Origin of the sequence: Streptomyces sp. NPDC088197 (genome assembly GCF_044741185.1) — a bacterium.
Classification (GTDB): Bacteria; Actinomycetota; Actinomycetes; order Streptomycetales; family Streptomycetaceae; genus Actinacidiphila.
Genome location: NZ_JBIUSD010000007.1, coordinates 93,107 through 117,010, shown reverse-complemented (window position 1 = coordinate 117,010; position 23,904 = coordinate 93,107). Strand labels below are relative to the sequence as shown.

Sequence of the window (23,904 nt, the reverse complement as noted above, 5' to 3'; positions counted from 1 at the left end):
CTACAGCTTCATGAGATTGGCGTCGTCGACCGAAGCCGAGTGGCGGGAGCGGAAGATCGACACGATGATCGCCAGGCCGACCACGACTTCCGCGGCGGCGACCACCATCGTGAAGAACGCGATCACCTGGCCGTCGAGGTTGCCGTGCAGCCGCGAGAAGGTGACGAACGCCAGGTTGCAGGCGTTCAGCATCAGCTCGATGCACATGAAGACCACGATCGCGTTGCGCCGGATCAGTACGCCCGCCGCGCCGATGGTGAACAGCAGCGCCGACAGGTACAGGTAGTTGGCCGGATTCACTTGGCACCCTCCTCGGCCCGGTCGGAAGCCCGGTCGGCCTCTCGTGCGGCTTCCCGGTCGGCCTCGCGTACGGTCTCGCGCTCGGCCCGTTCGGCCTTGCGCTCCACCGCCGTACGCTCCGGCTCGCGCTCCAGGTACTCCTCGGTGCGCTGGTCCAGCTCGGCGAGCCGGTGCAGGGCGTCGGCGGACACGTCACGGATCTGGCCGCGGGCCCGCAGCGTGGCGCTGACCGACAGCTCCGAGATGGAACCGTCGGGCAGCAGCGCGGGGATGTCCACCGCGTTGTGCCGGGCGTAGGTGCCGGGCGCGGGCAGCGGGGTGACCTGTACGCCGCCGCGCACGCGCGCCTCGGACAGCTCGCGCTGGGTGCGCCGCTCCTCGGTGCGCTCGCGGTGCGTGAGCACCATCGCGCCGATGGCCGCGGTGATCAGCAGCGCGCCGGTGATCTCGAAGGACCACACGTACTTGGTGAAGATCAGCCGGGCCAGACCCGGCACGTTGCCCGCGGAGTTGGCCTGGCCGACACCGGCGAAGGTGTCGAGCGAGGCGTTGCCGATCCCGGCGATCAGCAGGATGCCGAAGCCGAGACCGCAGGCCGCGGCCATCCAGCGCTGGCCCTTGAGCGTCTCCTTCAGCGAGTCGGCGGCGGTGATGCCGACCAGCATGACGACGAAGAGGAAGAGCATCATGATCGCGCCGGTGTAGACGACGATCTGCACGACGCCCAGGAAGTACGCGCCCTGCGCCAGGTAGAAGATCGCGAGCACGATCATCGTCCCGGCCAGCGACAGCGCGCTGTGCACGGACTTCTTCATCAGGACGGTGCCGAGCGCGCCGAGCACGGCGACCGTGCCCAGAATCCAGAACTGGACGGCCTCGCCGGTGGAGGTCTGCGACGCGGCGGCGGCGAGCTGGGAGGTGGCGAGCTGGGAGGTCGCGGCGATCATGCCTCGTCCCCCGTTCCCGCGGGCGTGCCGCCGCCGGGGGCGGGCGCGACCGCGGCGCCCTCGGCGTCGGTCCTGGTGAAGCCCGTCTCGGGGGCGTCGGGCGCGTCCGCCGCGGTGGCGCCGTCGGTCCGCACCGTCTCGTCCGGCTTCTCGCCCTTGGAGACCGCGACCTGCCGTACGGTGCCGGGCGCGGCCTCGGTGACCGCGCCGCGGTAGTAGTCGCCCTCGTCCATGCCGGGGAAGATCGAGTGCGGCGAGTCGACCATGCCCTCCTCGAGACCGGACAGGAGCTGTTCCTTGGTGAAGATCAGCGACTCGCGGGTCCGGTCGGCCAGTTCGTACTCGTTGGTCATCGTCAGCGCGCGCGTCGGGCACGCCTCGATGCACAGGCCGCACAGGATGCAGCGGGCGTAGTTGATCTGGTAGACGCGGCCGTAGCGCTCACCGGGTGAGTAGCGCTCCTCCTCGGTGTTGTCCGCGCCCTCCACGTAGATGGCGTCCGCCGGGCAGGCCCACGCGCACAGCTCGCAGCCGACGCACTTCTCCAGGCCGTCCGGGTGCCGGTTGAGCTGGTGGCGACCGTGGAAACGCGGGGCGGTGGGCTTCTTGTACTCGGGGTACTGCTCGGTCAGCCGCTTCTTGAACATGGCCTTGAAGGTCACGCCGAAGCCTGCGACCGGGCCGAGGAACTCAGGCATCGCCGTCCTCCTTCTTCTCCTGCTCGGGGGCATCCTGGACGTCCGGTTCCGCCGCGCCGGACACGCCGGACGCGCTGGCGGCACCCACGAGTTGGGGCTGTGCCGCCCGGCTGGGGCGCCGCGGCACCCGCTCCGCCTCCTGACCCGGCAGCGGCGGTACGGGATAGCCGCCCGCCATCGGGTCGAAGCGGTCCGGTGGCGCGAGCGCGCCGCCGCCGCGGACGGCGGCCTTCTTCTCCTCGCGGTCCCTGAAGACGTCCGCGATGAGCGAGATCAGCAGCAGCGCGATCACCACACCGCCGATGTACAGGACGATCTTCGTGAAGTCGTAGTCCTCGTTGCGCATCGCGCGGACCGCGGCGACCAGCATCAGCCAGACCATGGAGACCGGGATGAGGACCTTCCAGCCCAGCTTCATGAACTGGTCGTAGCGGACCCGGGGCAGGGTGCCGCGCAGCCAGATGAAGAAGAACAGCAGCAACTGGACCTTGACGATGAACCAGAGCATCGGCCACCAGCCGTGGTTCGCGCCGATCCAGACCGTGCTGATCGGCCAGGGGGCGCGCCAGCCGCCGAGGAAGAGCGTCGTCGCGACCGCGGAGACCGTCACCATGTTCACGTACTCGGCGAGCATGAACAGCGCGAACTTGATCGAGCTGTACTCGGTGTTGAAGCCGCCGACCAGGTCGCCCTCGGACTCCGGCATGTCGAACGGCGCGCGGTTGGTCTCGCCGACCATCGCGATGATGTAGATGATCAGCGAGACGGGCAGCAGGATCGCGTACCAGCGGTCGTGCTGCGCCTCGACGATCGTCGACGTCGACATGGAGCCGGAGTAGAGGAAGATCGCCGCGAAGGACAGGCCCATCGCGATCTCGTACGAGATCATCTGCGCGGACGCGCGCAGGCCGCCGAGCAGCGGGTACGTCGATCCGGACGACCAGCCCGCCAGGACGATGCCGTAGATGCCGACCGACGCGGTGGCCAGGATGAACAGCAGGCCGATCGGGAGGTCGGTGAGCTGGAGCGCGGTGCGCTGGCCGAAGATCGACACCTCGTTGTCGGCCGGGCCGAAGGGGATCACCGCGAACGCCATGAAGGCCGGGATGGCCGCCACGACGGGCGCGAGGATGAACACCACCTTGTCGGCCCGCTTGACGACGATGTCCTCCTTCAGCATCAGCTTGATGCCGTCGGCGAGGGATTGGAGCATGCCCCAGGGGCCGTGCCGGTTCGGGCCGATGCGCAACTGCATCCACGCGACGACCTTGCGCTCCCACACGATGGCGACGAGCACGGTCAGCATCGCGAAGGCGAAGCAGAAGACCGCCTTGAGGATGATCAGCCACCAGATGTCGTTGCCGAACCAGGAGAGATTCTCCGTGGTGGCGGCGAGCTGGGTCAGTGGCGCGCTCATCGGGTGCCCTCCTCTTGCGTGACCGCGGCGGCGCTGCCGACGGAGACGACCTGGCCCGTACGGGCACCGGTGTCGGAGGCGACGCCGTTGCCCGCGGAGTTCAGCGGCAGCCACACCACCCGGTCGGGCATCGCGGTGACGACCAGCGGCAGCGTGACCGCGCCCGCGGGCCCGGTCACCGTCAGCGGGTCGCCGTCGGTGACACCGGCCTCGGCGGCGGTGGCGGCCGACAGCCGGGCGACGGCCGCGTGCCGGGTGCCGGCCAGCGCGTCGTCCCCGTCCTGGAGGCGGCCCTGGTCGAGCAGCAGCCGGTGTCCGGCCAGCAGCGCCTGGCCCGCCTCGGGGCGGGGCAGCGATCCGGCGGACTCCAGCGGCGAGCTGCCCCAGGGGCCGTCCCACCCGGCGAGCCGGTCGAGTTCGGAGCGCGCGCCCCGCACGTCGGCCAGGCCGAGCCGGACGTCGAGCGCGTCGGCCAGCATCGTCAGGACGCGGGCGTCCGGGAGCTGGTGCCGGTTGGTGGCCTGGTCGGGCTTGATGGCCGCGTCGAACATCCGGGCCCTGCCCTCCCAGTTGAGGAAGGTGCCGGTCTTCTCGGCGACCGCGGCGACCGGGAGGACGACGTCGGCGCGGTCGGTGACCTCGCTGGGCCGCTGCTCCAGGCTGACCAGGAAGCCGACCGCGTCCAGCGCCTCGCGGGCGCGGGCCGGGTCCGGCAGGTCCGCGACCTCGACGCCGCCGACGACCAGGGCCGCCAGCTCGCCCGCGGCGGCGGCCTCGACGATCTGGCCGGTGTCGCGGCCGAAGCGGTGCGGCAGCTCCGGCAGACCCCACACCGAGGCGACCTCGGCGCGGGCCCGCGGGTCGGTGACCGGACGGCCGCCGGGCAGCAGTCCGGGCAGCGCGCCCGCCTCGACGGCGCCGCGCTCACCGGCCCTGCGCGGAATCCACGCCAGCGCGGCGCCGGTGGCCGTGGCCAGCCGGACCACGGCGGTCAGCCCGCCGGGCACGGCGGCCAGCCGCTCGCCGACCAGGATGACGGCGCCCGCGGCGCGCAGCGCCTCGGCCGCGGCCTGCCCGGTCTCGTCCAGGCCGACACCGCCCGCGAGCGCGTCCAGCCACTCGGGTTCCGTGCCGGGGGCGGCGGGCAGCAGGACGCCGCCCGCCTTCTCCAGGCCGCGGGTGGCGTGCGTGGCCAGGGCGTACGTCTGCTGCTTGCGCTTGCGGTGCGCCTTGCGGAGCCGCAGGAAGACCCCGGGGGCCTCCTCCTCCGCCTCGAGTCCCGCCAGCAGTACGGCCGGTGCCTTCTCCAGCGCCGTGTACGTGATGCCGGTGCCCGACAGGTCGAGGCCGCGCCCGGCGACCGTGGCGGCCAGGAAGTCGGCCTCCTCGGCGGAGTGCGCGCGGGCCCTGAAGTCCACGTCGTTGGTGCCGAGCACGACGCGGGCGAACTTGGCGTACGCGTACGCGTCCTCGACGGTGACGCGTCCGCCGGGCAGCACCGCGGCGCGGCCGTGCGCCGCGCTGAGCCCCGCCGCGGCGGCGGCCAGCGCCTCGGGCCAGGACGCGGGGACGAGTTCGCCCTCGGCGTTGCGGACCAGGGGGTGGCTCAGCCGGTCGGGGCGCTGCGCGTAGCGGAAGCCGAAGCGGCCCTTGTCGCAGATCCACTCCTCGTTGACCTGCGGGTCGTCGGCCGCCAGCCGCCGCATGACCTTGCCGCGGCGGTGGTCGGTACGGGTCGCGCAGCCGCCCGCGCAGTGCTCGCACACCGACGGCGACGACACGAGGTCGAACGGCCGGGAGCGGAAGCGGTACGCGGCCGAGGTGAGCGCGCCGACCGGGCAGATCTGGATGGTGTTGCCGGAGAAGTACGACTCGAAGGGGTCGCCGACCCCGGTGCCGATCTGCTGGAGCGCGCCGCGTTCCAGCATCTCGATCATCGGGTCGCCCGCCACCTGGTTGCTGAACCGGGTGCAGCGCGCGCACAGCACGCACCGCTCGCGGTCCAGCAGCACCTGGGTGGAGATCGGCACCGGCTTCTCGTACGTCCGCTTCTTGCCCTCGAAGCGCGAGTCGGTGTCGCCGACCTGCATCGCCTGGTTCTGCAAGGGGCATTCGCCGCCCTTGTCGCAGACCGGGCAGTCCAGCGGGTGGTTGATCAGCAGCAGCTCCATCACGCCGCGCTGCGCCTTCTCGGCGACCGGCGACGAGAGCTGCGTCTTGACGACCATCCCGTCGGTACAGGTGATCGTGCAGGACGCGACCGGCTTGCGCTGGCCCTCGACCTCGACGATGCACTGGCGGCAGGCCCCGGCCGGGTCGAGCAGCGGGTGGTCGCAGAACCGGGGGATCTCGATGCCGAGCAGTTCCGCGGCCCGGATGACCAGCGTCCCCTTGGGGACGGACACCGCGATGCCGTCGATCTGCACGGAGATGAGATCTTCCGGCGGCACCGCCGCCTGACCCCCTCCGGAGGGTGCGTTGGTAGTGACGGTCACGCGTGGGCCTCCGTACGGGACTTGTCGGCCCAGGCGGTGGAGCGGGCCGGGTCGAAGGGGCAGCCCTTGCGCTCGATGTGCTCCTCGTACTCCGCGCGGAAGCGCTTCAGAGAGGAGAAGATCGGGGCGGCGGCGCCGTCGCCGAGCGCGCAGAAGGACTTGCCGTTGATGTTGTCGGCGATGTCGTTGAGCTTGTCCAGGTCCTCGGGCCGGCCCTTGCCCGCCTCGATGTCACGCAGCAACTGGACGAGCCAGTACGTGCCTTCGCGGCACGGCGTGCACTTTCCGCAGGACTCGTGGGCGTAGAACTCGGTCCAGCGGGTGACGGCCCGCACCACGCAGGTCGTCTCGTCGAAGCACTGGAGCGCCTTGGTGCCGAGCATCGATCCGGCGGCGCCGACGCCCTCGTAGTCCAGCGCGACGTCCAGGTGCTCGTCGGTGAACATCGGGGTCGAGGAGCCGCCGGGCGTCCAGAACTTGAGCCGGTGTCCCGGCCGCATGCCGCCGCCGAGGTCGAGGAGCTGCCGCAGCGTGATGCCGAGCGGCGCCTCGTACTGCCCGGGTTTGGCGACGTGCCCGGAGAGCGAGTACAGCGTGAAGCCGGGGGACTTCTCGCTGCCCATCGCCTTGAACCAGTCCTTGCCGCGCTGCATGATCGCGGGAACCGAGGCGATCGACTCCACGTTGTTCACCACGGTGGGACAGGCGTACAGGCCCTCCACGGCGGGGAAGGGCGGGCGGAGCCTGGGCTGGCCGCGACGGCCCTCCAGGGAGTCCAGCAGCGCCGTCTCCTCACCGCAGATGTACGCGCCCGCGCCGGCGTGGACGGTCAACTCCAGGTCGAATCCGCTGCCTTGGATGTCACGGCCGAGGTAACCGGCCGCGTACGCCTCGCGCACCGCCTCGTGCAGCCTGCGCAGGACGGGGACCGTCTCGCCGCGCAGGTAGATGAAGGCGTGGCTGGAGCGGATCGCGTAACACGCGATGATCATGCCCTCGATGAGGGAGTGCGGGTTCGCGAAGAGCAGCGGGATGTCCTTGCAGGTGCCCGGCTCCGACTCGTCCGCGTTGACCACGAGGTAGTGCGGCTTGCCGTCGCCCTGCGGGATGAACTGCCACTTCATGCCGGTCGGGAAGCCCGCGCCGCCACGGCCGCGCAGTCCCGAGTCCTTCACGTACGCGATCACGTCGTCCGGCGCCATGGCGAGCGCCTTGTCCAGGCCCTGGTAGCCGTCGTGCCTGCGGTAGGTGGCCAGGGTCCAGGACTCCGGCTCGTCCCAGAAGGCCGACAGCACGGGGGCGAGCAGCTTCTCCGCCGAGTCCACGGTCATCACTCGCCCTCCTCCTGCCTGGCGTTGTCGGCCACCGGGTCCGCGGCGTTGGCCGGGTCGGACTCGGCGGTCTTGTTGGGCGCGTCGTGCGAGCTGGCGTGCTGGGCGGGCGACGGGGTGTCCCGCGGCCCGGCCGGTGTGTCACGCGGCGAGTCGGCGCGCTGGGTGACGACCCGCGAGGGGGTCTCGCCCTTGTGCAGCCGCAGACCGGTGAGGGACGCGGGGCCCGCGCCGCCGCTGGCCTCGACCGCGCCGGGGCGCTCGTCGGGGAAACCGGCCAGGATGCGGGCGGTCTCCTTGTACGTGCACAGGGGCGCGCCGCGGGTCGGCCGGACCTCGCGTCCGGCGATCAGGTCGTCCACGAGCTGCTTGGCCGACTCCGGCGTCTGGTTGTCGAAGAACTCCCAGTTGATCATCACGACGGGCGCGAAGTCGCAGGCCGCGTTGCACTCGATGTGCTCCAGCGTGACCTTGCCGTCCTCGGTCGTCTCATCGTTGCCGACGCCGAGGTGCTGCTTCAGCTCGTCGAAGATCGCGTCGCCGCCCATGACCGCGCACAGCGTGTTGGTGCACACGCCGACCTGGTAGTCGCCGGACGGCTTGCGCCGGTACATCGTGTAGAAGGTCGCCACCGCGGTGACCTCGGCGGTGGTCAGGTCGAGCACCTCGGCGCAGAACCGGATGCCGGTCCTGGTGACGTACCCCTCCTCGGACTGCACGAGGTGCAGCAGCGGCAGCAGGGCGCTGCGCGATCCGGGGTAGCGGGCGATCACTTCCTTGGCGTCGGCCTCCAGCCGGGCGCGCACATCGGCCGGGAAGTCCGGGGCGGGCATCTGCGGGATGCCCAGGGACACTCCCCCGGTGGCACCCATGGCCACGTCTGTCATCGGTCGACGCCTCCCATCACGGGGTCGATGGACGCCACCGCGACGATGACGTCGGCGACCTGGCCGCCCTCGCACATCGCCGCCATGGACTGGAGATTGGTGAAGGACGGGTCGCGGAAGTGCACCCGGAACGGGCGGGTGCCGCCGTCGCTGACCGCGTGCACCCCCAGCTCGCCCTTGGCCGACTCGATCGCCGCGTAGGACTGTCCTGCCGGGACCCGGAAGCCCTCGGTCACCAGCTTGAAGTGGTGGATCAGGGCCTCCATCGAGGTGCCCATGATCTTCTTGATGTGGTCGAGCGAGTTGCCGAGGCCGTCGGGGCCGAGCGCGAGCTGCGCGGGCCAGGCGATCTTCTTGTCCTCGACCATCACCGGGCCCGGCGCGAGCCGGTCGAGCACCTGCTCGACGATCCGCAGGCTCTGGTGCATCTCCTCCAGGCGGACCCGGAAGCGGCCGTAGGAGTCGCAGGTGTCGGCGGTCGGCACCTCGAAGTCGTAGTTCTCGTAACCGCAGTACGGGTCGGACTTGCGCAGGTCGTGCGGGAGTCCGGCGGCGCGCAGGATCGGTCCTGTGGCGCCGAGCGCCATGCACCCGGCGAGGTCCAGGTAACCGACGTCCACCATGCGGCCCTTGAAGATCGGGTTGCCGGTGGCGAGCTTGTCGTACTCGGGCAGATTCTTGCGGAACGTCTTCACGAACTCGCGGACGAGGTCGATCGCGCCGGGCGGCAGGTCCTGCGCGAGGCCGCCGACGCGGACGTACGCGTGGTTCATCCGCAGGCCGGTGATCAGCTCGAAGATGTCGAGGATGTACTCGCGGTCGCGGAACCCGTAGATCATGATCGTGGTCGCGCCCAGCTCCATGCCGCCGGTGGCGATGCAGACCAGGTGGGACGCGATCCGGTTGAGCTCCATCATGAGCACGCGGATGTCGGTGGCGCGCTGCGGCACCTGCTCGGTGATGCCGAGCAGCTTCTCGACGGCGAGGCAGTACGCCGTCTCGTTGAACAGCGGCGTCAGGTAGTCCATGCGCGTCACGAAGGTGGACCCCTGGGTCCACGTCCGGAACTCCATGTTCTTCTCGATGCCGGTGTGCAGGTAGCCGATGCCCGACCTGGCCTCGGTGACCGTCTCGCCGTCGATCTCCAGCATCAGCCGGAGCACACCGTGGGTGGACGGGTGCTGCGGGCCCATGTTGACGATGATGCGCTCGTCGTCGGCCTTGCTGACGGTCTCGGCCAGCTCGTCCCAGTCACCGCCGGTGACGGTGAAGACCCGGCCTTCGGTGGTCTCCCGCTCGTCGGCCTGCTGCGGGGCGTGGTGAGTACTCATTAGCTGTACGACCTCCGCTGGTCGGGAGCCGGGATCTGGGCACCCTTGTACTCGACGGGGATGCCGCCGAGCGGGTAGTCCTTGCGCTGCGGGTGACCGGGCCAGTCGTCCGGCATCATGATCCGGGTGAGCGCCGGGTGGCCGTCGAAGACGATGCCGAAGAAGTCCCACGTCTCGCGCTCGTGCCAGTCGTTGGTCGGGTAGACCGAGACCAGCGACGGGATGTGCGGGTCGGCGTCGGGGGCGCTGACCTCCAGGCGGATCAGCCGCGCGTGGGTGATCGAGCGCAGGTGGTAGACGGCGTGCAGCTCGCGGCCCTCGTCGCCGAGGTAGTGCACGCCGCTGACGCCGAGGCACAGCTCGAAGCGGAGCGCCGGGTCGTCGCGGAGCGTCCTGGCGACGGTGACCAGGTGTTCGCGGGCGATGTGGAAGGTCAGCTCGCCGCGGTCCACGACGGTCTTCTCGATCGCCTCGGCCGGGGGCAGGCCCTGCTCCTCCAACGCGCCTTCCAGCTCGTCGGCGATCTCGTCGAAGACGCCGTCGGCTCCGCCGTAGGGCCTGTTGCTCGCGCCGGGCAGCCGGACGGTACGGACCAGGCCGCCGTAACCGCTGGTGTCGCCGCCGTTGTTGGCACCGAACATGCCCTTGCGGACGCCGATGACCTCACCGGCGTCGGCGCGCTGTCCCGGCAGGTTCTCCGGGGTCTCGGGAGTGTTGCTGGTCACCGCAGCAGGCCCTTCATCTCGATCGTCGGGAGCGCCTTGCGGGCCGCTTCCTCCGCCTCGCGGGCCGCCTCTTCGCGGTTCACGCCGAGCTTGGAGTGCTGGATCTTCTCGTGCAGCTTGAGGATCGCGTCCAGCAGCATCTCGGGGCGCGGCGGGCAGCCGGGCAGGTAGATGTCGACCGGCACGACGTGGTCGACGCCCTGCACGATCGCGTAGTTGTTGAACATCCCGCCGCTGGAGGCGCAGACACCCATCGAGATGACCCACTTGGGGTTCGGCATCTGGTCGTAGACCTGGCGCAGCACCGGGGCCATCTTCTGGCTCACCCGGCCGGCCACGATCATCAGGTCGGCCTGGCGCGGCGAGCCGCGGAAGACCTCCATGCCGAACCTGGCCATGTCGTAGCGCCCGGCGCCCGCGGTCATCATCTCGATGGCGCAGCAGGCCAGGCCGAAGGTGGCCGGGAAGACCGACGCCTTACGTACCCAGCCCGCGGCGGTCTCCACGGTCGTGAGCAGGAATCCGCTCGGCAGTTTCTCTTCGATACCCATGCGTTGGCTCCTGGTCCCCTTCTGTCCCCTGGTCCCCTGGTCCCCTCGGCGTTCCCTAGTCCCACTCCAGGCCGCCGCGCCGCCACACGTACGCGTAGGCGACGAAGACGGTGAGCACGAAGAGGAGCATCTCCACCAGGCCGAACATCCCCAGCCGGTCGAAGGTGACGGCCCAGGGATAGAGGAAGACGATCTCGATGTCGAAGACGATGAAGAGCATCGCCGTCAGGTAGTACTTGATCGGGAAGCGTCCCCCGCCGACCGGCTGCGGGGTGGGCTCGATGCCGCACTCATACGCTTCCAGTTTGGCCCTGTTGTACCGTTTTGGCCCGATGATCGAGGCCATGAAAACGGAGAAGATCGCGAAGCCGGCCGCAAGGCCTCCCAGCACGAGGATGGGCGCGTAGGCATTCACCGTCCCCCGCTCCTTCCTTTTCAGTCGCCAGTGACTGCGTGGGTGTCCCCCCGCCGAGGTGGGCGGAGGAGCCGGCCCTTGCCCATGGTCCGCGTCACCGAAACGACGAAGATCGCTTCTATGTGAGGCAGTTCACAAGCCTGAGCCGCCTGCATCCTATGCCTGCCGGTCTGTGATCTGCGACACGGGGTACGCCAAGACCTTTGTGATCTCCACCACCTGACGAACGATCATGAAGTCGGATGAGCGGTGATCATGGTGCGGAACGGCCGCAAAGGATCACTTCACGTCACAAGCGGAAGCGTTGTCGCTGGTCAGAGCGGTGCGCGCATTATCAAGGCGCGCTCGGCAGAGGCAAATTGGCGCTGGACGACTCCACGTGATAGCGCGCGGCGGTCGAGCGGCGACGGCCCCGGAGCCCGGCATTCACACGTGATTCACCCGCGTGAAAGCGCGCACGAGCGCATAGGTGACCGCTTATCCGAAACCGGGCGAAAGTGCTCGCGCGCCAAGATCACAAACGGGGCATTTGAGCCGTGAGCACGTCAACTGTGTCGCATCCCACCTTTGTTGAACGGAACCAAGCATTCCTGATAGCCAGGACCGCATGTCCCCGAACCAGATACGGACCTCCGCGTCCGACCGGACCTCCGCGTCCGGCTCGCATCCGACCGAATCGCATACCGGCCGCCGACGGCACGCCGCCCCCGGCCGTCCCAACTGGGTACGCAGGGCAGGACTCGTCGGCGGCGTCGTCAGCGCGATCGCTCTCGGCGGCTCCGCCGCCCCGGCCCTGGCCGACAACACCGACTCCACCCCCGCGCACGGCACTCCGGCCCTCACGCCGTCCGATCTCGCGAACGCCGCCGAGGCGGCCGCCCAGGCGTCCACGCTGACCACCGAGGTGACCGCGGCGCAGGCCGCGCAGGCGATCGACCAGGCCGCCATCGCGATGCAGCTCCAGGCCGCCAAGGACGCCTCCGTGGCCGAGGCCGCCAAGGAGGCCGCCGCCACGAAGAAGAGCGCCGACGCCAAGGCCGCCGCGAAGGCGAAGGCCGAGGCCGAGGCGAAGGCCGCCGAGGCCACCAAGGAGCGCGCCGCCACCCAGGCCGCCTCCCGCTCGGCCGAGCGCACCGCACTGGCCACACCGACCGCGTCGGCCAACTCGTCCGGTTCTTCTGATTCTTCTGGTTCGTCCGGTTCATCCGACTCCGGTACGACCACCTCGACGGCCAGCCCGTCCGCCACCACGGCGACCGGCAGCGTCGCGAAGCTGATCAGCTTCCTGAAGTCGCAGATCGGCAAGCCGTACGTGTACGGCGCCGCCGGTCCCGACTCGTACGACTGCTCCGGCCTCACCCAGGTCGCCTACGCCACCGTCGGCGTCGACCTGCCGCGCACCTCCCAGGAGCAGTCCAACGTCGGCACCCCCGTCTCGGTCAGCAATGTGCAGGCCGGCGACATCATCTTCTGGGGCGGCCAGGGCAGCGCCTACCACGTCGGCGTCTACATCGGCGACGGCCAGTACCTGGACGCGGCCAACCCCTCGACCCCCGTGGCCATTCACCAGATGGCCGACTACATGCCGGACTGGGCGGTTCGGGTCCTCTGACCCGTTTCCCCCTTTTCGTACGCTTGGCACCATAAGACCGCCGTGACCCCCTCACCGGGACGTCACGGCGGTCTGCTGCCCGTTGTGCGCCGATGCGCGGGCGGGGAAGGGTCGGGGGTATGACCGACGCAGACACCCGCACGCCGGACGGTCGGACGTACCGGCGGGCGGGTCAGGACGCGGAGAGCGTCACGCGCTCGGCGTGATCTTGGTCAGGCCGTTGATCACGCGGTCCATCGCGTCACCGCCGGTCGGGTCGGTGAGGTTGGCGAGCAGCTTGAGGCAGAAGCGCATCAGCATCGGGTGGGTGAGACCGCGCTGCGTGGCGATCTGGAGCACCTTCGGGTTGCCGATGAGCTTCACGAAGGCGCGGCCCAGCGTGTAGTAACCGCCGTAGGTGTCCTGGAGGATGCGCGGGTAGTTCTGAAGGGCCAGCTCGCGCTGGGCGGAGGTGGCACGGGCGTGCGCCTGGGTGATGACGTCGGCGGCGATCTGGCCGGACTCCATCGCGTAGGCGATGCCCTCGCCGTTGAACGGGTTGACCAGGCCGCCCGCGTCGCCCACCAGGACCAGGCCCTTGGTGTAGTGCGGCTTGCGGTTGAAGGCCATCGGGAGCGCGGCGCCGCGGATCGGCTGCGTCATGTTGTCCGGGGTGTAGCCCCACTCCTCCGGCATCGAGGCGCACCACGCCTTGAGCACCTCGCGCCAGTCCAGCTCGCGGTACGCGGAGGAGGAGTTGAGGATGCCGAGACCGACGTTCGACGTGCCGTCACCGAGGCCGAACACCCAGCCGTAACCGGGCAGTTGCCGGTCCTGCGGCCCGCGCCGGTCCCACAGTTCGAGCCACGACTCCAGGTAGTCGTCCTCGTGCCGCGGCGAGGTGAAGTACGTGCGGACCGCGACGCCCATCGGCCGGTCCTCGCGGCGGTGCAGGCCCATCGCCAGGGACAGCCGGGTGGAGTTGCCGTCGGCGGCGACCACCAGCGGCGCGTGGAAGGTCACCGGCCGCTTCTCCTCGCCGAGTTTGGCCTCGACGCCGGTGATCCGCCCGGTGCGCGCGTCGGTGATCGGGGCGCCGACGTTGCACCGCTCGTACAGCGTCGCGCCCGCCTTCACCGCCTGCTGGGCGAGGATGTCGTCGAAGTCGTCGCGCTTGCGGACCAGTCCGTAGTTCGGGTACGCGGCCAGCTCGGGCCAGTCCATCTGGAGACGCACGCCGCCGCTGATGATGCGCAGGCCCTTGTTGCGCAGCCAGCCCGCCTCCTGCGAGATGTCGATTCCCATCGACACGAGCTGCTTGGTGGCGCGCGGTGTCAGGCCGTCGCCGCACACCTTCTCGCGCGGGAACGCGGTCTTCTCCAGCAGCAGGACGTTCAGTCCCGACTTGGCCAGGTAGTACGCGGTCGTCGAACCGGCGGGCCCGGCGCCGACGACGATCACATCGGCGCTGCGCTCGGACAGGGCGGTGTCGGTCACGGTGGGCTCTCCCGTTTCGGCGAGTGTCGGTGTCGGCGACGGTCGTTATCGGCCGGGCGCTGCTCGGCCGAGAGCTGCCCGGCCGGTACCGAGTCTATGAGGCCCGGCGACGGGACACAGCGGGGCCCGCCTGAACCGCGGTTCGCGGCAGCGCGGCGCGTTGACGCGAGCGCGCGGTCCTACGCGGAGGGAGCCGTGGACGGAGCCGTCGCCCGGTGCAGGGCGACGATGCCCCCGGTGAGATTGCGCCAGGCCACCGCGTTCCAACCGGCCTCCTGGAGCCGGGTGGCGAGCCCCTTCTGATCGGGCCAGGCGCGGATGGACTCGGCGAGGTAGACGTACGCGTCGGGATTGCTGCTGACGGCCGTCGCGACCGGCGGCAGCGCCCGCATCAGGTACTCGGTGTAGACGGTCCTGAACGGCCGGTACGTGGGGTGGCTGAACTCACAGATGACCAGCCGTCCCCCGGGCTTGGCCACCCGCCGCATCTCGCGCAGCGCGGCGGCGGTGTCGTGGACGTTGCGCAGCGCGAAGGAGATGGTGACCGCGTCGAAGACGCCGTCCGCGAACGGCAGCCGGGTCGCGTCCCCCGCCGTCAGCGCCAGCTCCGGGTGCCGCTTCTTGCCCTCGCGCAGCATCCCGATCGAGAAGTCGCACGGCACGACGTCGGCCCCCGCGGCGGCGAAGCGCAGCGAGGACGTGCCCGTCCCCGCCCCCAGGTCCAGCACCCGCTCGCCCGGCCCCACCTCCAGGGCCTGCGCGACGGCCTTCCGCCACAGCCGCGTCTGGCCGAGCGACAGCACGTCGTTCGTCACGTCGTACTTGGCCGCCACGTCATCGAACATGGCGGCGACTTCGTGCGGTTGCTTGTCCAGCGATGCTCGCGTCACGCCCCCACCCTATTCGCATCGCGCGCCGCCAAGGCCGCTGCCCCGTCGGGGGACCTACGCGCGGCGGTGGACGAGGCGGCCGGCCAGGACGGTGGCGACGCAGGAGCCGTCGGTGGCGAGGACGGCGAGGTCGGCCCGGCCGCCGGGGGCGAGGCCGGGCGAGGTGGTGCCGGGCCAGAGCCGGAGCAGGCCGGTGCGGTCGACGGCGGAGCGGACGGCGGCGTCGGTGAGGTCGTCCACCACCCCGGTCACCCCCCGGGAGAGGAGCTCGTGGATGCCGCGCCGCACCGACTCGGCACGGTCGTGCGGCCGGTCGGGGTCCTGCGGGTCCTCGTGGTAGGTCTCTTCGAGGAAGACGCGCACGCCGTCGGCGACGAGTCCGGGGCCGATGGTGCCGCGCCAGCGCCGTACCCGGGCGTCCGGGTGCGCGGCGGCGACCTCGTCCATCGGCCCGACGGCGACGACCCGGCCGCCGTCGACGAGGACGGCGCCGTCCGGGACGGCCTCGCCGCCCGCGGTGAGCCGGAGCAGCGGGGCGACGTGAAGGGTCAGCATGGGTCCATGATCCAGCACGCCGGGCCTCCGGGGGCAGGCCGCCCCCGGTCGCCTCAGCGCGAGGCGTCCAGCAGCTTCAGCTCCGGGTGCGCCGTACCGCCCTCGATCGCCGTGGACGACAGGTGCGAGACGACGTGGTCGTTGACCGGGTCGTTCGCCGGGTCGTCGTGGATGACCAGGTGCTCGTACGTGGTGGCGCGCTGCGCCGGGACGCGGCCCGCGGACCGGATGAGGTGGATCAGCTCCATCCGGTTGGAGCGGTGCTTGGCGCCGGCCGACGACACCACGTTCTCCTCCAGCATCACCGAGCCGAGGTCGTCGGCGCCGTAGTGCAGCGAGAGCTGGCCGACCTCCTTGCCGGTGGTGAGCCAGGACCCCTGGATGTGCGCCACGTTGTCGAGGAAGAGCCGCGCGATGGCGATCATCCGCAGGTACTCGAAGAGGGTCGCCTGCGTCTGCCCCTTCAGGTGGTTGTTCTCCGGCTGGTAGGTGTACGGGATGAAGGCCCGGAAGCCGCCGGTACGGTCCTGCACGTCGCGGATCATCCGCAGGTGCTCGATCCGCTCGGCGTTGGTCTCACCGGTGCCCATCAGCATGGTGGAGGTGGACTCGACGCCCAGGTTGTGGGCGGTCTCCATGATCTCCAGCCAGCGCTCGCCGGACTCCTTCAGCGGCGCGATGGCCTTGCGCGGCCGGGCGGGCAGCAGCTCGGCCCCGGCGCCCGCGAAGGAGTCCAGGCCCGCCGCGTGGATCCGGCGGATCGCCTCCTCGGCGCTGACCCCGGAGATCCTCGCCATGTGCTCGACCTCGGACGCGCCGAGGGAGTGGATGACGAGCTGCGGGTACGCGGCCTTGATCGCGGAGAAGTGCTCCTCGTAGTACTCGACCCCGTAGTCCGGGTGGTGGCCGCCCTGGAACATGATCTGGGTGCCGCCCAGCTCCACGGTCTCCGCGCAGCGCCGCAGGATGTCGTCGAGCCCGCGCGACCAGCCCTTGTCGGTGTCCTTGGGGGCCGCGTAGAAGGCGCAGAACTTGCACGCCGTCACGCAGACGTTCGTGTAGTTGATGTTCCGCTCGATGATGTACGTCGCGATGTGCTCGGTGCCCGCGTACCGGCGGCGGCGTACGGCGTCGGCGGCCGAGCCCAGCGCGTGCAGGGGCGCCGAGCGGTAGAGGTCCAGCGCCTCCTCCGGCGTGATCCGGCCACCGGCGGCGGCACGGTCGAGGACGGCTGCGGTATCGCTCACCGGGAGGTCCTTTCGGAGGAGTGCGGACGTGGAGTGCGGACGGACCAGCCCAGCGTACGCCAGCGTCCCGGACGACCCACGGCCCCCACGGACGGGTGTGCCGGACGTACGGGGGTGCCGGACACGCGGGGCTTCCGAACGTACGGGTGCGCCGGACACGCGGGTGGGCCGGACGCGCGTGTGCGCCGCGGCGGATCATGTCGCCGCGGCGCACACGCCGGGTCTCGCGGGTCGTGCCGGACGGTCGGGGGGACCGTCAGCCGTTCAGACCCTTGGCGAGCTGCTCGTCCGCCTGCTGGAACGCGTCGGCCGCGCTCTCCAGGAACTTGCCCATGCCGTCCAGACCCTCGATGGTCTTGGTGGCACCGGTGTTGAACTCGCTGTAGGACTGGTCGAACTGCTTCGAGGAACGGTCCGTGACGTAGCCGCCGTTGACGAGATCCTGAACGAACTTGTGCAGCGTGTTCAGCTTCTCGGTGATCTCGTGCTGACCGGTGCGCAGCTTGGTGGCCGCATCCCGCATGTCCTGGTACGTAACGTTGACATTAGCCATAGCGGCTTACCTCTCGTCGAACGTGCCGCAGGGCCGACCCCCGTGGCTCCTGATCGCAGATTTGTCTGATGGTCTGCTGATGCCTCAACTTACAGGGGAGGACGTGAGGGGTGCAGCCCCTGGTTCCCGGTACCGAAACGTCGACGTGACGGCGTCGAAGATGTCGAAGAACGAGTCCGCCAGGTCGAGTACGGCACTGCTGCCCGCCACGAGCGCGACCTTGTCGGAGTGCCCCGGCAGCGGGATGAACGTCTGCATCAGCACGGTCCGCACCGTCCGCGAGTCGCCCGGCACGGTGACGTCCTCGATGCCGTACGTCCGCGCCGCCAGGCCCGTCTCCGGGATGTCGACGGTGGTCACCTTGCGCCACGGGTCGCCGTCCTTGGCCGCCTCCCGCGCGCGCAGCCCCGCCACGATCGACGCCGGGTCCGCCGCCAGCAGTTGACCCTCCGGCGTCCGCGCGCCGATCAGCGAGACCGTCACCGACGCGGTGAGCGGCAGCGCGCCGAAGTTCTGCGCCATGCAGCCGACGTACACCGCGCCGCTCTCGTACGCGTCCCGCGCCGCCTTGCGCAGGAACCGCGCCAGCACGTCGCGGTGTTCGGCCAGCGCCGGATTCTCCTTGACGCGCTGCGCGATGGTGCGGCGCACGCTCTCGTCGCGGGTCGCCGGGTGCAGGTCGAACTCCCACCACGTCATGGGCACCGTGAGGGAGAAGCCCTCCCGCTCGACGGGCATCACCCGTACGGGCCGCGGCTGTTCGCTGTCGTCGGCGTCCGCGCCGGGGGTCGTCACTTGCCGTCTCCCTTGGCGGACTTGGCGAGTTGGTCCGCGAGGTCCTTGTCCGCCTTCTTGATCTCGCGCACCGCGGTGTCGGCCATCTTCGACAGCCCCTCCAACTGGCTGTCGATCTCCTTGCGGCCGTCCTTCCAATTGTGCTCGAAGCTGTCGAGCGCCCCCGACACCTTGTCCGAGCCCAGCTTGGCCTCGTACGAGTTGAAGAGTTTCCGCGTCCCGTTCATGGTCGTCCGCACGGAGTCCAACGTCCGCGCGAAGTCCTCAAGTCCGGTCAGATCGACCGCGAGCCGATCCGGAGCCCCACCCATCCGATCCCCCTCCCCACGTCAGGTCGTCCGCTCCAACAATCCCACTGTTCCGCCGCCGGGCGGCGCGGCCGTGACCCGCAGCAGGTCGTCCTCGGGGTCGAGGACGAAGCCCGCCGACGTCAGCACGGCCGCGAGCGCCGGGCTCATGGCCTGCTCGATCTCTCCGAAGCGCTGCATCGTGCCCGCCGCCTCGTCCCGCGCCGCGACCGCCCGGTCCGCGGCCACGGCGAGGCTGGGGTGCGGGCGCCAGGACACGACGACGCCGGGGTCGTCGTCGTCCAGCGCGTCGATCTCCACCTGCGCCCCCCGCGCCACCAGCCGGTGCCCCCCGGCCGCGACCGGCAGCCCGGCCAGCTCCAACTCGTCCCGCACCTGCGCGGCGAGCCGCCGCATGGCCGCCATCGTCTGGTCACTGGGACCCCGCACGCCCACCCGCGAGTCAGTCGGCATCGCGGGGCCAGGCCGGGGAGTCGCGGGGCGGGGCGGGGCGGACGTGCCAGTGGGTGCGGTCCGCTTCCGGTTCCCAGTACGGCACATCGCCCTCGTAGTACAGGCCGTAGGCCCAGTGCTCGGGGTCCTCGTGGCCGAGGAGGTCGGGGCCTGTCGCCAGGTCCTGGCCGCCCCACGCCTGGTTGACGCGGGCCACCGCCTCGGCGCGCGACAGGCCGAACAGGTCGACCAGCTCGTCGGTGATGTCCCGCAGGGACTCCAGCGCCTCGGGAGACGTCGGCATGATGAACTCGTCCTCGGACACAGCGCCTCCCTCAGCGCACCAGTGAACGGGTGAACAGGTCGGCCGCCTTCGAGCCGAAGACGGCGATCTGATGCCCGTCGAAGACCCCCGCCGCGCCCTTCCGGAACGCCTTGAGGTTCAACAGCATGGGCCCTTCGACCAGTTCGTAATTGTGCATGGCCCCGCCCATACGGTTGTGCCGGATGAAGTTGGCCAGCTCGTCGCTCGTACCGTTGAAGACCTTACTTCTCAGGGCCTCCAGCTCACTCTTGGGCACCTTGAAGTGCACCACTTCGGGGACGTCGCCGGAGCGTCCGGCCAGGATGCGCGACCACTTCTGCGCCTGTTCGAGGTCGTTGGTGACATAGAAGCCGCCCTTGCCGAAGTCCATCGCACGGGTGCTGAACGTGGTGTCCACGCCGTTGGCGAGGATGCCTCGCAGACCGCCGCCCGTGGTGCCGTGGTAGAGGTCGACCAGGCACTTGCCCTTGAGGCCGCGGGGGTCGGACCAGTTCAGCGGATTGAGGACGTAGGCGTAGGGGTCGGTGCCCGCGTCCAGGCCCAGCGGGTCCGGGCTGAGATAGCGGGCCGTCTCGGGGTCGTAGTAGCGCTCGTAGTTGTAGTGGAGCCCGCTCTCCGCGTCGTAGTACTGCCCGGGGAAGCGCAGCGGGCAGTCCGCGGCGTCGTCACGGCCGCCGTCCCCGCCGCCCCACAGGGCCGGACCCGGCCGCCGCCACACCACGACACCGTAGAGATCGACCATCTCGGTCGGCGTGCCGATGAGGTCGGTGACGATGGCGTGGAAGCGCTCGTCGACCTCCCCCGGCGACAGCTCCGCGCTCCCGGCCGGCCGCTCGGAGTCCGTCGTCCGGACCGTCTGGGCGATCGGGACGTCGTCGTCACCGTAGTCCCAGGTCACGGTGGTCCCGCCGGAAGTCCGCTCCGCCAGACGGGTGCCGTCCCAGGTGAAGTCGGTGTGCCGGTCGGCGTCCCCGGCGTCCGACACGCGCGTCTTCGCGATCCGGCGGCCGAGCGGGTCGTAGCGGTACCGCCAGGTCTCGCCGTCCGGCGTCCGCAGTTCCGTGAGCCGGTCCGCCGCGTCCCATGAGTAGTGCCAGGTCCGCCGGCCGCCGGACAGCAGCCTGCGCACACGCTGGACGATCCGGCCCTGCGCGTCGTGGACGAAGGTGCTCCGCCCCACCGACCGGACCCGGGGCCCGGCGTCGTACGTGTGCGCCGCCTCGTCGTCCCGGCTCGCGCCGACCCTGGACGAGCCGAGAGCGCCGCGGGCGTCGTACGCGTACGACTCGCTCCAGTCGGCCCCCGTCACGGCGGTCACCCGTCGACGGCTGTCGAGCCCGAACCGCACCGCGGCGCCGTCGAAGTCCGTCACGCCTTCCAGATAACCGTCGATCGTGTGCTCGTACGTCCGGGTCGTCGGCCGGCCGTCGGCGCCGCGGGTGACGCTCAGCGCGGTGGCCCGCGCCTCGTCCCGCCAGTCCCAGGTCAGGGTCAGGTCCGCGCCGATCCGGCGGACCGACTCGCGACCGGCGGTGTCATAGCCAATGTCCACGGCCTGACCGCCGACCTCCCGGCGCGTCGGCCGGTTCCCCGCGCCGTAGGTCCAAGTGCTGACCGCCCCCGCGGGCGTACGGCGCCGCGTGCGTCGGCCCAGTGCGTCGAACCACGACCTGAGCTCGCGCCCGTTGACCCGTTCGGCCAGGACCCGTCCAGCCGGGTCGAGTTCGAAGGACACGTCCGCGGCGGGCCCGACGGCCCGGGTCATGCGGCCGAGCACGTCGTACTGGAACTCGGTACGTTCGGCGTCCGCCGTCTGCTCCACGACATTGCCCAGGACATCGCGCCGGAAGGCGATGGACTGTCCCGCCCCGTTGACCCGCTCCGTCAACTGCCCAGCTTCGTCGTAGCGGTAGGTGAGTGACCGCCCGGCGAAGTCCGTCTCGGCCGTCAACCGTCCGGCCGCGTCGTAGGTGTAACTCCACCGGTCGCCACCCGGATCGACGACGGAGGTGAGCCGCAGTTCGGAGTCGTACGTGAACTCGTAGCGGGAGCCGTCGGGTTCGGTACGTGCCGTGCACAGGTCGAAGTGCGTGTTCTCGTACCGGGTGACGCCACCGGTCGCCGACCGGTGCTCCGCCAGGCTGCCCTCGACGTCGTACGTCCACTCGTCCACGGCGCCGTCCGGTGTCACCCGCCGGGCCAGCCCTCCCTCCGGCGTCCACGCCAACCGCGTGACCGCGCCCGTCGCGTCGCGGCTGAGGGTCACCCGCCCGAACGCGTCCCGTTCGACCTCGGTCACCGCGCCGGTCCCGTCCGTCACGGTCAGCGGAAGTCCCGCCGCGTCGTTGACGACGGTCTGCTGCACCGTGCCCAGCCCGTCGATCACGGCTTCGAGCGCCCCGCGCGCGTCGTAGCGGAACCGCGTCGTCACACCCAGCGGGTCGGTGGCGGACACCTGGTTCCCGAACTCGTCGTACGTGAAGCGCGCCGTCGACCCGTCGGCGTGGGTGACCAGGACCGGCCGTCCGAACGCGCCGTATTCGACCTGCGTGGTGGCCCCGTCGGGGCGTGCGGTGAGGGTGACGTTCCCGGCCTCGTCGTAGCGGAACCGGGTGGTCCGGCCGAGTTCGTCGGTGCGGCTCAGCAGGCGTTCCCCGGCACCCGGCGCCGGGTCCCAGTCGAAGGAGGAGGTGTGGCCGAGCGGATCGGTGATGCCGGTCAGCTGGAACGCCTCGTTGAAACGGTATTCCGTCGCCTCGCCCAGCGAGTTGGTGGCGACCGTCCGGCCCTCCTGCGGCGCGTACGCGTAGGAGTAGTCGAGGATCCCCTCCGAGCCGTGGGCGCGGACGCAGCGCCCGCCGGCGTCGTACTCGTAGGTGTACGTGGTCTCCCGGCCGTCCCGCCAGCCGGTGACACGGCGCTGGTCGTCGTAATACAGCGAGAACGCGCCGCCGTTGGCGTCCACCGTCCGGTTCAGATTGCCGCGGTCGTCGTACCCGTACGTGACCAGGCTCGGCTCGCGCGTGTCGCTCAGCAGCCGCATCGCCGTGATCCGGCCGTCCCGTGTCTCCACGCCGACCCGGTAGCCGCCGGAGCTTTCCACGGTGAGCGGGACACCGCCCGGTGTGTAGGTGACGTCGACGGTGTTCCCGTTGCGGTCCACCGTGCGGCGCAGCAGCAGTTCCGCGGCTCCCTTGCGCGGGAAGAAGTGGTGCGTGGTCCCCGACTCCGGCAGGTGGACGGTCATCCCGTCGGCCGGGTCCCCGTTCCACCGCAGCGGCCAGAGCGGCCCCACCACCGGAAGAACGTCGGTGTCGGGCTGCGGGACCGGGTAATGGGTGACGGTCCCGTCCTCCTTGATGAACCGCACCCCCTCGTCGTCGAGGATCAGCCGCATGTCGAGCACCGACGACCAGGACGGGCCGAGCCAGCGACCGCCCCGGAAGGTCGACCGGTGGTGCCGTTCCACCACGACCGGCAGAATCCCCGGCAGCCTGAAGTCCGTTGCCGACATGACCACTTGACCGGTGGCCACGTCCACGGGGTCGCCGCACGTGATGAGCTTCTGGAACTCGCGGCCCATCTCCCGCAGACCGGTCACGCCCTTGCGGACGCTGTTCGCGATGTTCTCCAGCGCCCGACCCGACTTCAGCAGCGCCGGGAGTTCACGGGCCATCTTCAACAGGCCGCCGGCGGTGGTGAGGCCCTTGAACATCGGGATGCAGTCCAGGGCCGCGAACAGGACGTCCCAGAGGCTGGCCTGGCCTTTGAGGTATTTCATGACGGTGTCGGCCAGGACCAGGACGGCGGCGGCCAGGACCAGCCAGGCCAGGGGGCCGCCGATGATCAGCACGACGATGCCCAGGACCGCGACGATGACCTTGCAGACCGCGATGATGTCGTCCCAGTGGTCCGCGACCCAGTCGACCGCCTTCTCCCACCAGTGCTTGTTCCTGATCCCCGCGTCCGACGCCTCATGCAGCGCGTGCTGCGCCGTCGAGGCGGCATCGTCCCGCAACTGGGCCGCGTCGGCGGCCAGCTGCTTGGCCGCGTCCAGCTTCGCCTGCGCGCTGTGGACAGCCGTCGAGGCGGTGGTGTGGGCGCTCTGAGCGTCCGTGGCATTACGGGCCGCAGCCCGGACCTCATCCGCCGACGGCGGCGGCACGTCCGGCTTCGGGTCCTCCTGGTAGGACTTCGACTTGTCCTGCGCCCGCTTCACCCACGCATCGGCGTTCGTGAGCTGCGACTTGGCGGTGTCCAGTTCCTGGCGGGCGGTGCGCCCCTGCGCCAGCGCCCGGTCCGCGTCCCCCTGCGCGGTCTCCAGCTTCGGCCAGTAATCATCCAGAGCACCCGACGCCAGACGGTAGGACCGCTCCAGCTTGTCCAGCTCACCCGGCAGATCCCCGAACTGCCGCCGGTACGCGTCCCCCGACAGCCCCGCCCACTCCTGGACGACGGTGTCACCGCTCAGACCCCGCACCGACCGCAGCGCCGAGGCGACATCATCAGCGAAATCCCCCAGCTTCCGCGCGAGTTCCTTCACCTCGAACGGATCACCCGGCACCGGATCCCGGTCCAGATCCAGCACATCCCAATCCGTCGGACGAGCCATCG

22 protein-coding genes are annotated in these 23,904 nt (G+C 70.6%); 1 reads left to right on the top strand and 21 read right to left on the bottom strand.

The genetic code is table 11. The features are described from left to right. The 11 genes from nuoK to ACIOC1_RS18715 are packed head-to-tail and all read right to left on the bottom strand — an operon-like array spanning window position 1 to window position 11,097. Window positions 1–300 (bottom strand): NADH-quinone oxidoreductase subunit NuoK, encoded by a 300-nt coding sequence (nuoK, locus tag ACIOC1_RS18765; protein WP_355340432.1) that lies wholly within the window; start codon window positions 298–300, stop codon window positions 1–3. Beyond that, window positions 297–1,247 carry an NADH-quinone oxidoreductase subunit J gene (locus ACIOC1_RS18760; RefSeq protein WP_391050388.1) on the bottom strand — a complete coding sequence of 317 codons (951 nt, stop codon included), beginning with the start codon at window positions 1,245–1,247 and terminating at the stop codon, window positions 297–299. Before ACIOC1_RS18760 ends, nuoK begins: the two co-directional genes overlap by 4 nt. Continuing rightward, window positions 1,244–1,945 (bottom strand): NADH-quinone oxidoreductase subunit NuoI, encoded by a 702-nt coding sequence (gene nuoI, locus ACIOC1_RS18755; protein ID WP_355340438.1) that lies wholly within the window; start codon window positions 1,943–1,945, stop codon window positions 1,244–1,246. Before nuoI ends, ACIOC1_RS18760 begins: the two co-directional genes overlap by 4 nt. Next, window positions 1,938–3,362 carry an NADH-quinone oxidoreductase subunit NuoH gene (gene nuoH / locus ACIOC1_RS18750; protein ID WP_401855447.1) on the bottom strand — a complete coding sequence of 475 codons (1,425 nt, stop codon included), beginning with the start codon at window positions 3,360–3,362 and terminating at the stop codon, window positions 1,938–1,940. The genes nuoI and nuoH overlap by 8 nt, the downstream gene beginning before the upstream one ends. Beyond that, window positions 3,359–5,857, bottom strand: coding sequence for an NADH-quinone oxidoreductase subunit G (locus tag ACIOC1_RS18745; protein ID WP_355340444.1), 2,499 nt, complete (start codon window positions 5,855–5,857; stop codon window positions 3,359–3,361). The genes nuoH and ACIOC1_RS18745 overlap by 4 nt, the downstream gene beginning before the upstream one ends. After that, window positions 5,854–7,188, bottom strand: a complete 1,335-nt coding sequence (nuoF, locus tag ACIOC1_RS18740; RefSeq protein ID WP_401855444.1) for an NADH-quinone oxidoreductase subunit NuoF — start codon at window positions 7,186–7,188, stop codon at window positions 5,854–5,856. The genes ACIOC1_RS18745 and nuoF overlap by 4 nt, the downstream gene beginning before the upstream one ends. Continuing rightward, the gene (gene nuoE / locus ACIOC1_RS18735) at window positions 7,188–8,075 is read right to left on the bottom strand and encodes an NADH-quinone oxidoreductase subunit NuoE (protein WP_355340450.1); all 888 of its coding nucleotides are present in this window, start codon (window positions 8,073–8,075) and stop codon (window positions 7,188–7,190) included. The genes nuoF and nuoE overlap by 1 nt, the downstream gene beginning before the upstream one ends. Then, on the bottom strand, window positions 8,072–9,406 hold the full coding sequence (locus tag ACIOC1_RS18730; protein ID WP_355340453.1) for an NADH-quinone oxidoreductase subunit D: 1,335 nt from the start codon (window positions 9,404–9,406) through the stop codon (window positions 8,072–8,074). Before ACIOC1_RS18730 ends, nuoE begins: the two co-directional genes overlap by 4 nt. Further along, window positions 9,406–10,131, bottom strand: a complete 726-nt coding sequence (locus tag ACIOC1_RS18725) for an NADH-quinone oxidoreductase subunit C (protein WP_401309063.1) — start codon at window positions 10,129–10,131, stop codon at window positions 9,406–9,408. Before ACIOC1_RS18725 ends, ACIOC1_RS18730 begins: the two co-directional genes overlap by 1 nt. Further along, complete coding sequence (locus ACIOC1_RS18720; protein WP_355340459.1) at window positions 10,128–10,682, bottom strand: NADH-quinone oxidoreductase subunit B family protein; 555 nt, start codon at window positions 10,680–10,682, stop codon at window positions 10,128–10,130. The genes ACIOC1_RS18725 and ACIOC1_RS18720 overlap by 4 nt, the downstream gene beginning before the upstream one ends. A gap of 55 nt (window positions 10,683–10,737) precedes the next feature. After that, complete coding sequence (locus ACIOC1_RS18715) at window positions 10,738–11,097, bottom strand: NADH-quinone oxidoreductase subunit A (protein ID WP_355340462.1); 360 nt, start codon at window positions 11,095–11,097, stop codon at window positions 10,738–10,740. Window positions 11,098–11,704: 607 nt separating this feature from the next. Here ACIOC1_RS18715 and ACIOC1_RS18710 point away from each other — a divergent pair. Continuing rightward, complete coding sequence (locus ACIOC1_RS18710; protein ID WP_401855441.1) at window positions 11,705–12,709, top strand: C40 family peptidase; 1,005 nt, start codon at window positions 11,705–11,707, stop codon at window positions 12,707–12,709. 189 nt (window positions 12,710–12,898) lie between these two features. Here the strand turns inward: ACIOC1_RS18710 and ACIOC1_RS18705 are convergent, their stop codons facing one another. The 10 genes from ACIOC1_RS18705 to ACIOC1_RS18660 form a co-directional block, all read right to left on the bottom strand. Beyond that, complete coding sequence (locus tag ACIOC1_RS18705) at window positions 12,899–14,185, bottom strand: geranylgeranyl reductase family protein (RefSeq protein WP_355340468.1); 1,287 nt, start codon at window positions 14,183–14,185, stop codon at window positions 12,899–12,901. A 179-nt stretch (window positions 14,186–14,364) separates the two neighbouring features. Beyond that, window positions 14,365–15,075: a demethylmenaquinone methyltransferase gene (locus ACIOC1_RS18700; protein ID WP_355340471.1), complete on the bottom strand. Its 711-nt coding sequence runs from the start codon at window positions 15,073–15,075 to the stop codon at window positions 14,365–14,367. 54 nt (window positions 15,076–15,129) lie between these two features. After that, the gene (locus ACIOC1_RS18695) at window positions 15,130–15,630 is read right to left on the bottom strand and encodes an imidazolonepropionase-like domain-containing protein (RefSeq protein WP_355340474.1); all 501 of its coding nucleotides are present in this window, start codon (window positions 15,628–15,630) and stop codon (window positions 15,130–15,132) included. A 53-nt stretch (window positions 15,631–15,683) separates the two neighbouring features. Further along, the gene (gene mqnC, locus ACIOC1_RS18690) at window positions 15,684–16,877 is read right to left on the bottom strand and encodes a cyclic dehypoxanthinyl futalosine synthase (protein WP_355340477.1); all 1,194 of its coding nucleotides are present in this window, start codon (window positions 16,875–16,877) and stop codon (window positions 15,684–15,686) included. 256 nt (window positions 16,878–17,133) lie between these two features. Further along, on the bottom strand, window positions 17,134–17,430 hold the full coding sequence (locus tag ACIOC1_RS18685) for a WXG100 family type VII secretion target (RefSeq protein ID WP_188281644.1): 297 nt from the start codon (window positions 17,428–17,430) through the stop codon (window positions 17,134–17,136). Window positions 17,431–17,514: 84 nt separating this feature from the next. Beyond that, window positions 17,515–18,168, bottom strand: coding sequence for a hypothetical protein (locus ACIOC1_RS18680; protein ID WP_401855784.1), 654 nt, complete (start codon window positions 18,166–18,168; stop codon window positions 17,515–17,517). Window positions 18,169–18,221: 53 nt separating this feature from the next. After that, window positions 18,222–18,536: a hypothetical protein gene (locus tag ACIOC1_RS18675; RefSeq protein ID WP_355340480.1), complete on the bottom strand. Its 315-nt coding sequence runs from the start codon at window positions 18,534–18,536 to the stop codon at window positions 18,222–18,224. An 18-nt stretch (window positions 18,537–18,554) separates the two neighbouring features. Then, window positions 18,555–18,962: a hypothetical protein gene (locus ACIOC1_RS18670; protein WP_355340483.1), complete on the bottom strand. Its 408-nt coding sequence runs from the start codon at window positions 18,960–18,962 to the stop codon at window positions 18,555–18,557. Window positions 18,963–18,975: 13 nt separating this feature from the next. Beyond that, window positions 18,976–19,290 carry a hypothetical protein gene (locus ACIOC1_RS18665; protein WP_401855438.1) on the bottom strand — a complete coding sequence of 105 codons (315 nt, stop codon included), beginning with the start codon at window positions 19,288–19,290 and terminating at the stop codon, window positions 18,976–18,978. 10 nt (window positions 19,291–19,300) lie between these two features. Beyond that, window positions 19,301–23,902 (bottom strand): RHS repeat-associated core domain-containing protein, encoded by a 4,602-nt coding sequence (locus ACIOC1_RS18660; RefSeq protein WP_401855436.1) that lies wholly within the window; start codon window positions 23,900–23,902, stop codon window positions 19,301–19,303. Window positions 23,903–23,904 lie beyond the last annotated feature (2 nt).

Coding starts and splice junctions, on each gene's coding strand:
- ACIOC1_RS18760 (WP_391050388.1), bottom strand. CDS start 1,247: ATGATCGCCGCGACCTCCCAGCTCGCCACCTCCCAGCTCGCCGCCGCC.
- nuoI (WP_355340438.1), bottom strand. CDS start 1,945: ATGCCTGAGTTCCTCGGCCCGGTCGCAGGCTTCGGCGTGACCTTCAAG.
- nuoH (WP_401855447.1), bottom strand. CDS start 3,362: ATGAGCGCGCCACTGACCCAGCTCGCCGCCACCACGGAGAATCTCTCC.
- nuoF (WP_401855444.1), bottom strand. CDS start 7,188: ATGACCGTGGACTCGGCGGAGAAGCTGCTCGCCCCCGTGCTGTCGGCC.
- nuoE (WP_355340450.1), bottom strand. CDS start 8,075: ATGACAGACGTGGCCATGGGTGCCACCGGGGGAGTGTCCCTGGGCATC.
- ACIOC1_RS18730 (WP_355340453.1), bottom strand. CDS start 9,406: ATGAGTACTCACCACGCCCCGCAGCAGGCCGACGAGCGGGAGACCACC.
- ACIOC1_RS18720 (WP_355340459.1), bottom strand. CDS start 10,682: ATGGGTATCGAAGAGAAACTGCCGAGCGGATTCCTGCTCACGACCGTG.
- ACIOC1_RS18710 (WP_401855441.1), top strand. CDS start 11,705: ATGTCCCCGAACCAGATACGGACCTCCGCGTCCGACCGGACCTCCGCG.
- ACIOC1_RS18695 (WP_355340474.1), bottom strand. CDS start 15,630: ATGCTGACCCTTCACGTCGCCCCGCTGCTCCGGCTCACCGCGGGCGGC.
- ACIOC1_RS18685 (WP_188281644.1), bottom strand. CDS start 17,430: ATGGCTAATGTCAACGTTACGTACCAGGACATGCGGGATGCGGCCACC.
- ACIOC1_RS18680 (WP_401855784.1), bottom strand. CDS start 18,168: ATGCCCGTCGAGCGGGAGGGCTTCTCCCTCACGGTGCCCATGACGTGG.
- ACIOC1_RS18675 (WP_355340480.1), bottom strand. CDS start 18,536: ATGGGTGGGGCTCCGGATCGGCTCGCGGTCGATCTGACCGGACTTGAG.
- ACIOC1_RS18660 (WP_401855436.1), bottom strand. CDS start 23,902: ATGGCTCGTCCGACGGATTGGGATGTGCTGGATCTGGACCGGGATCCG.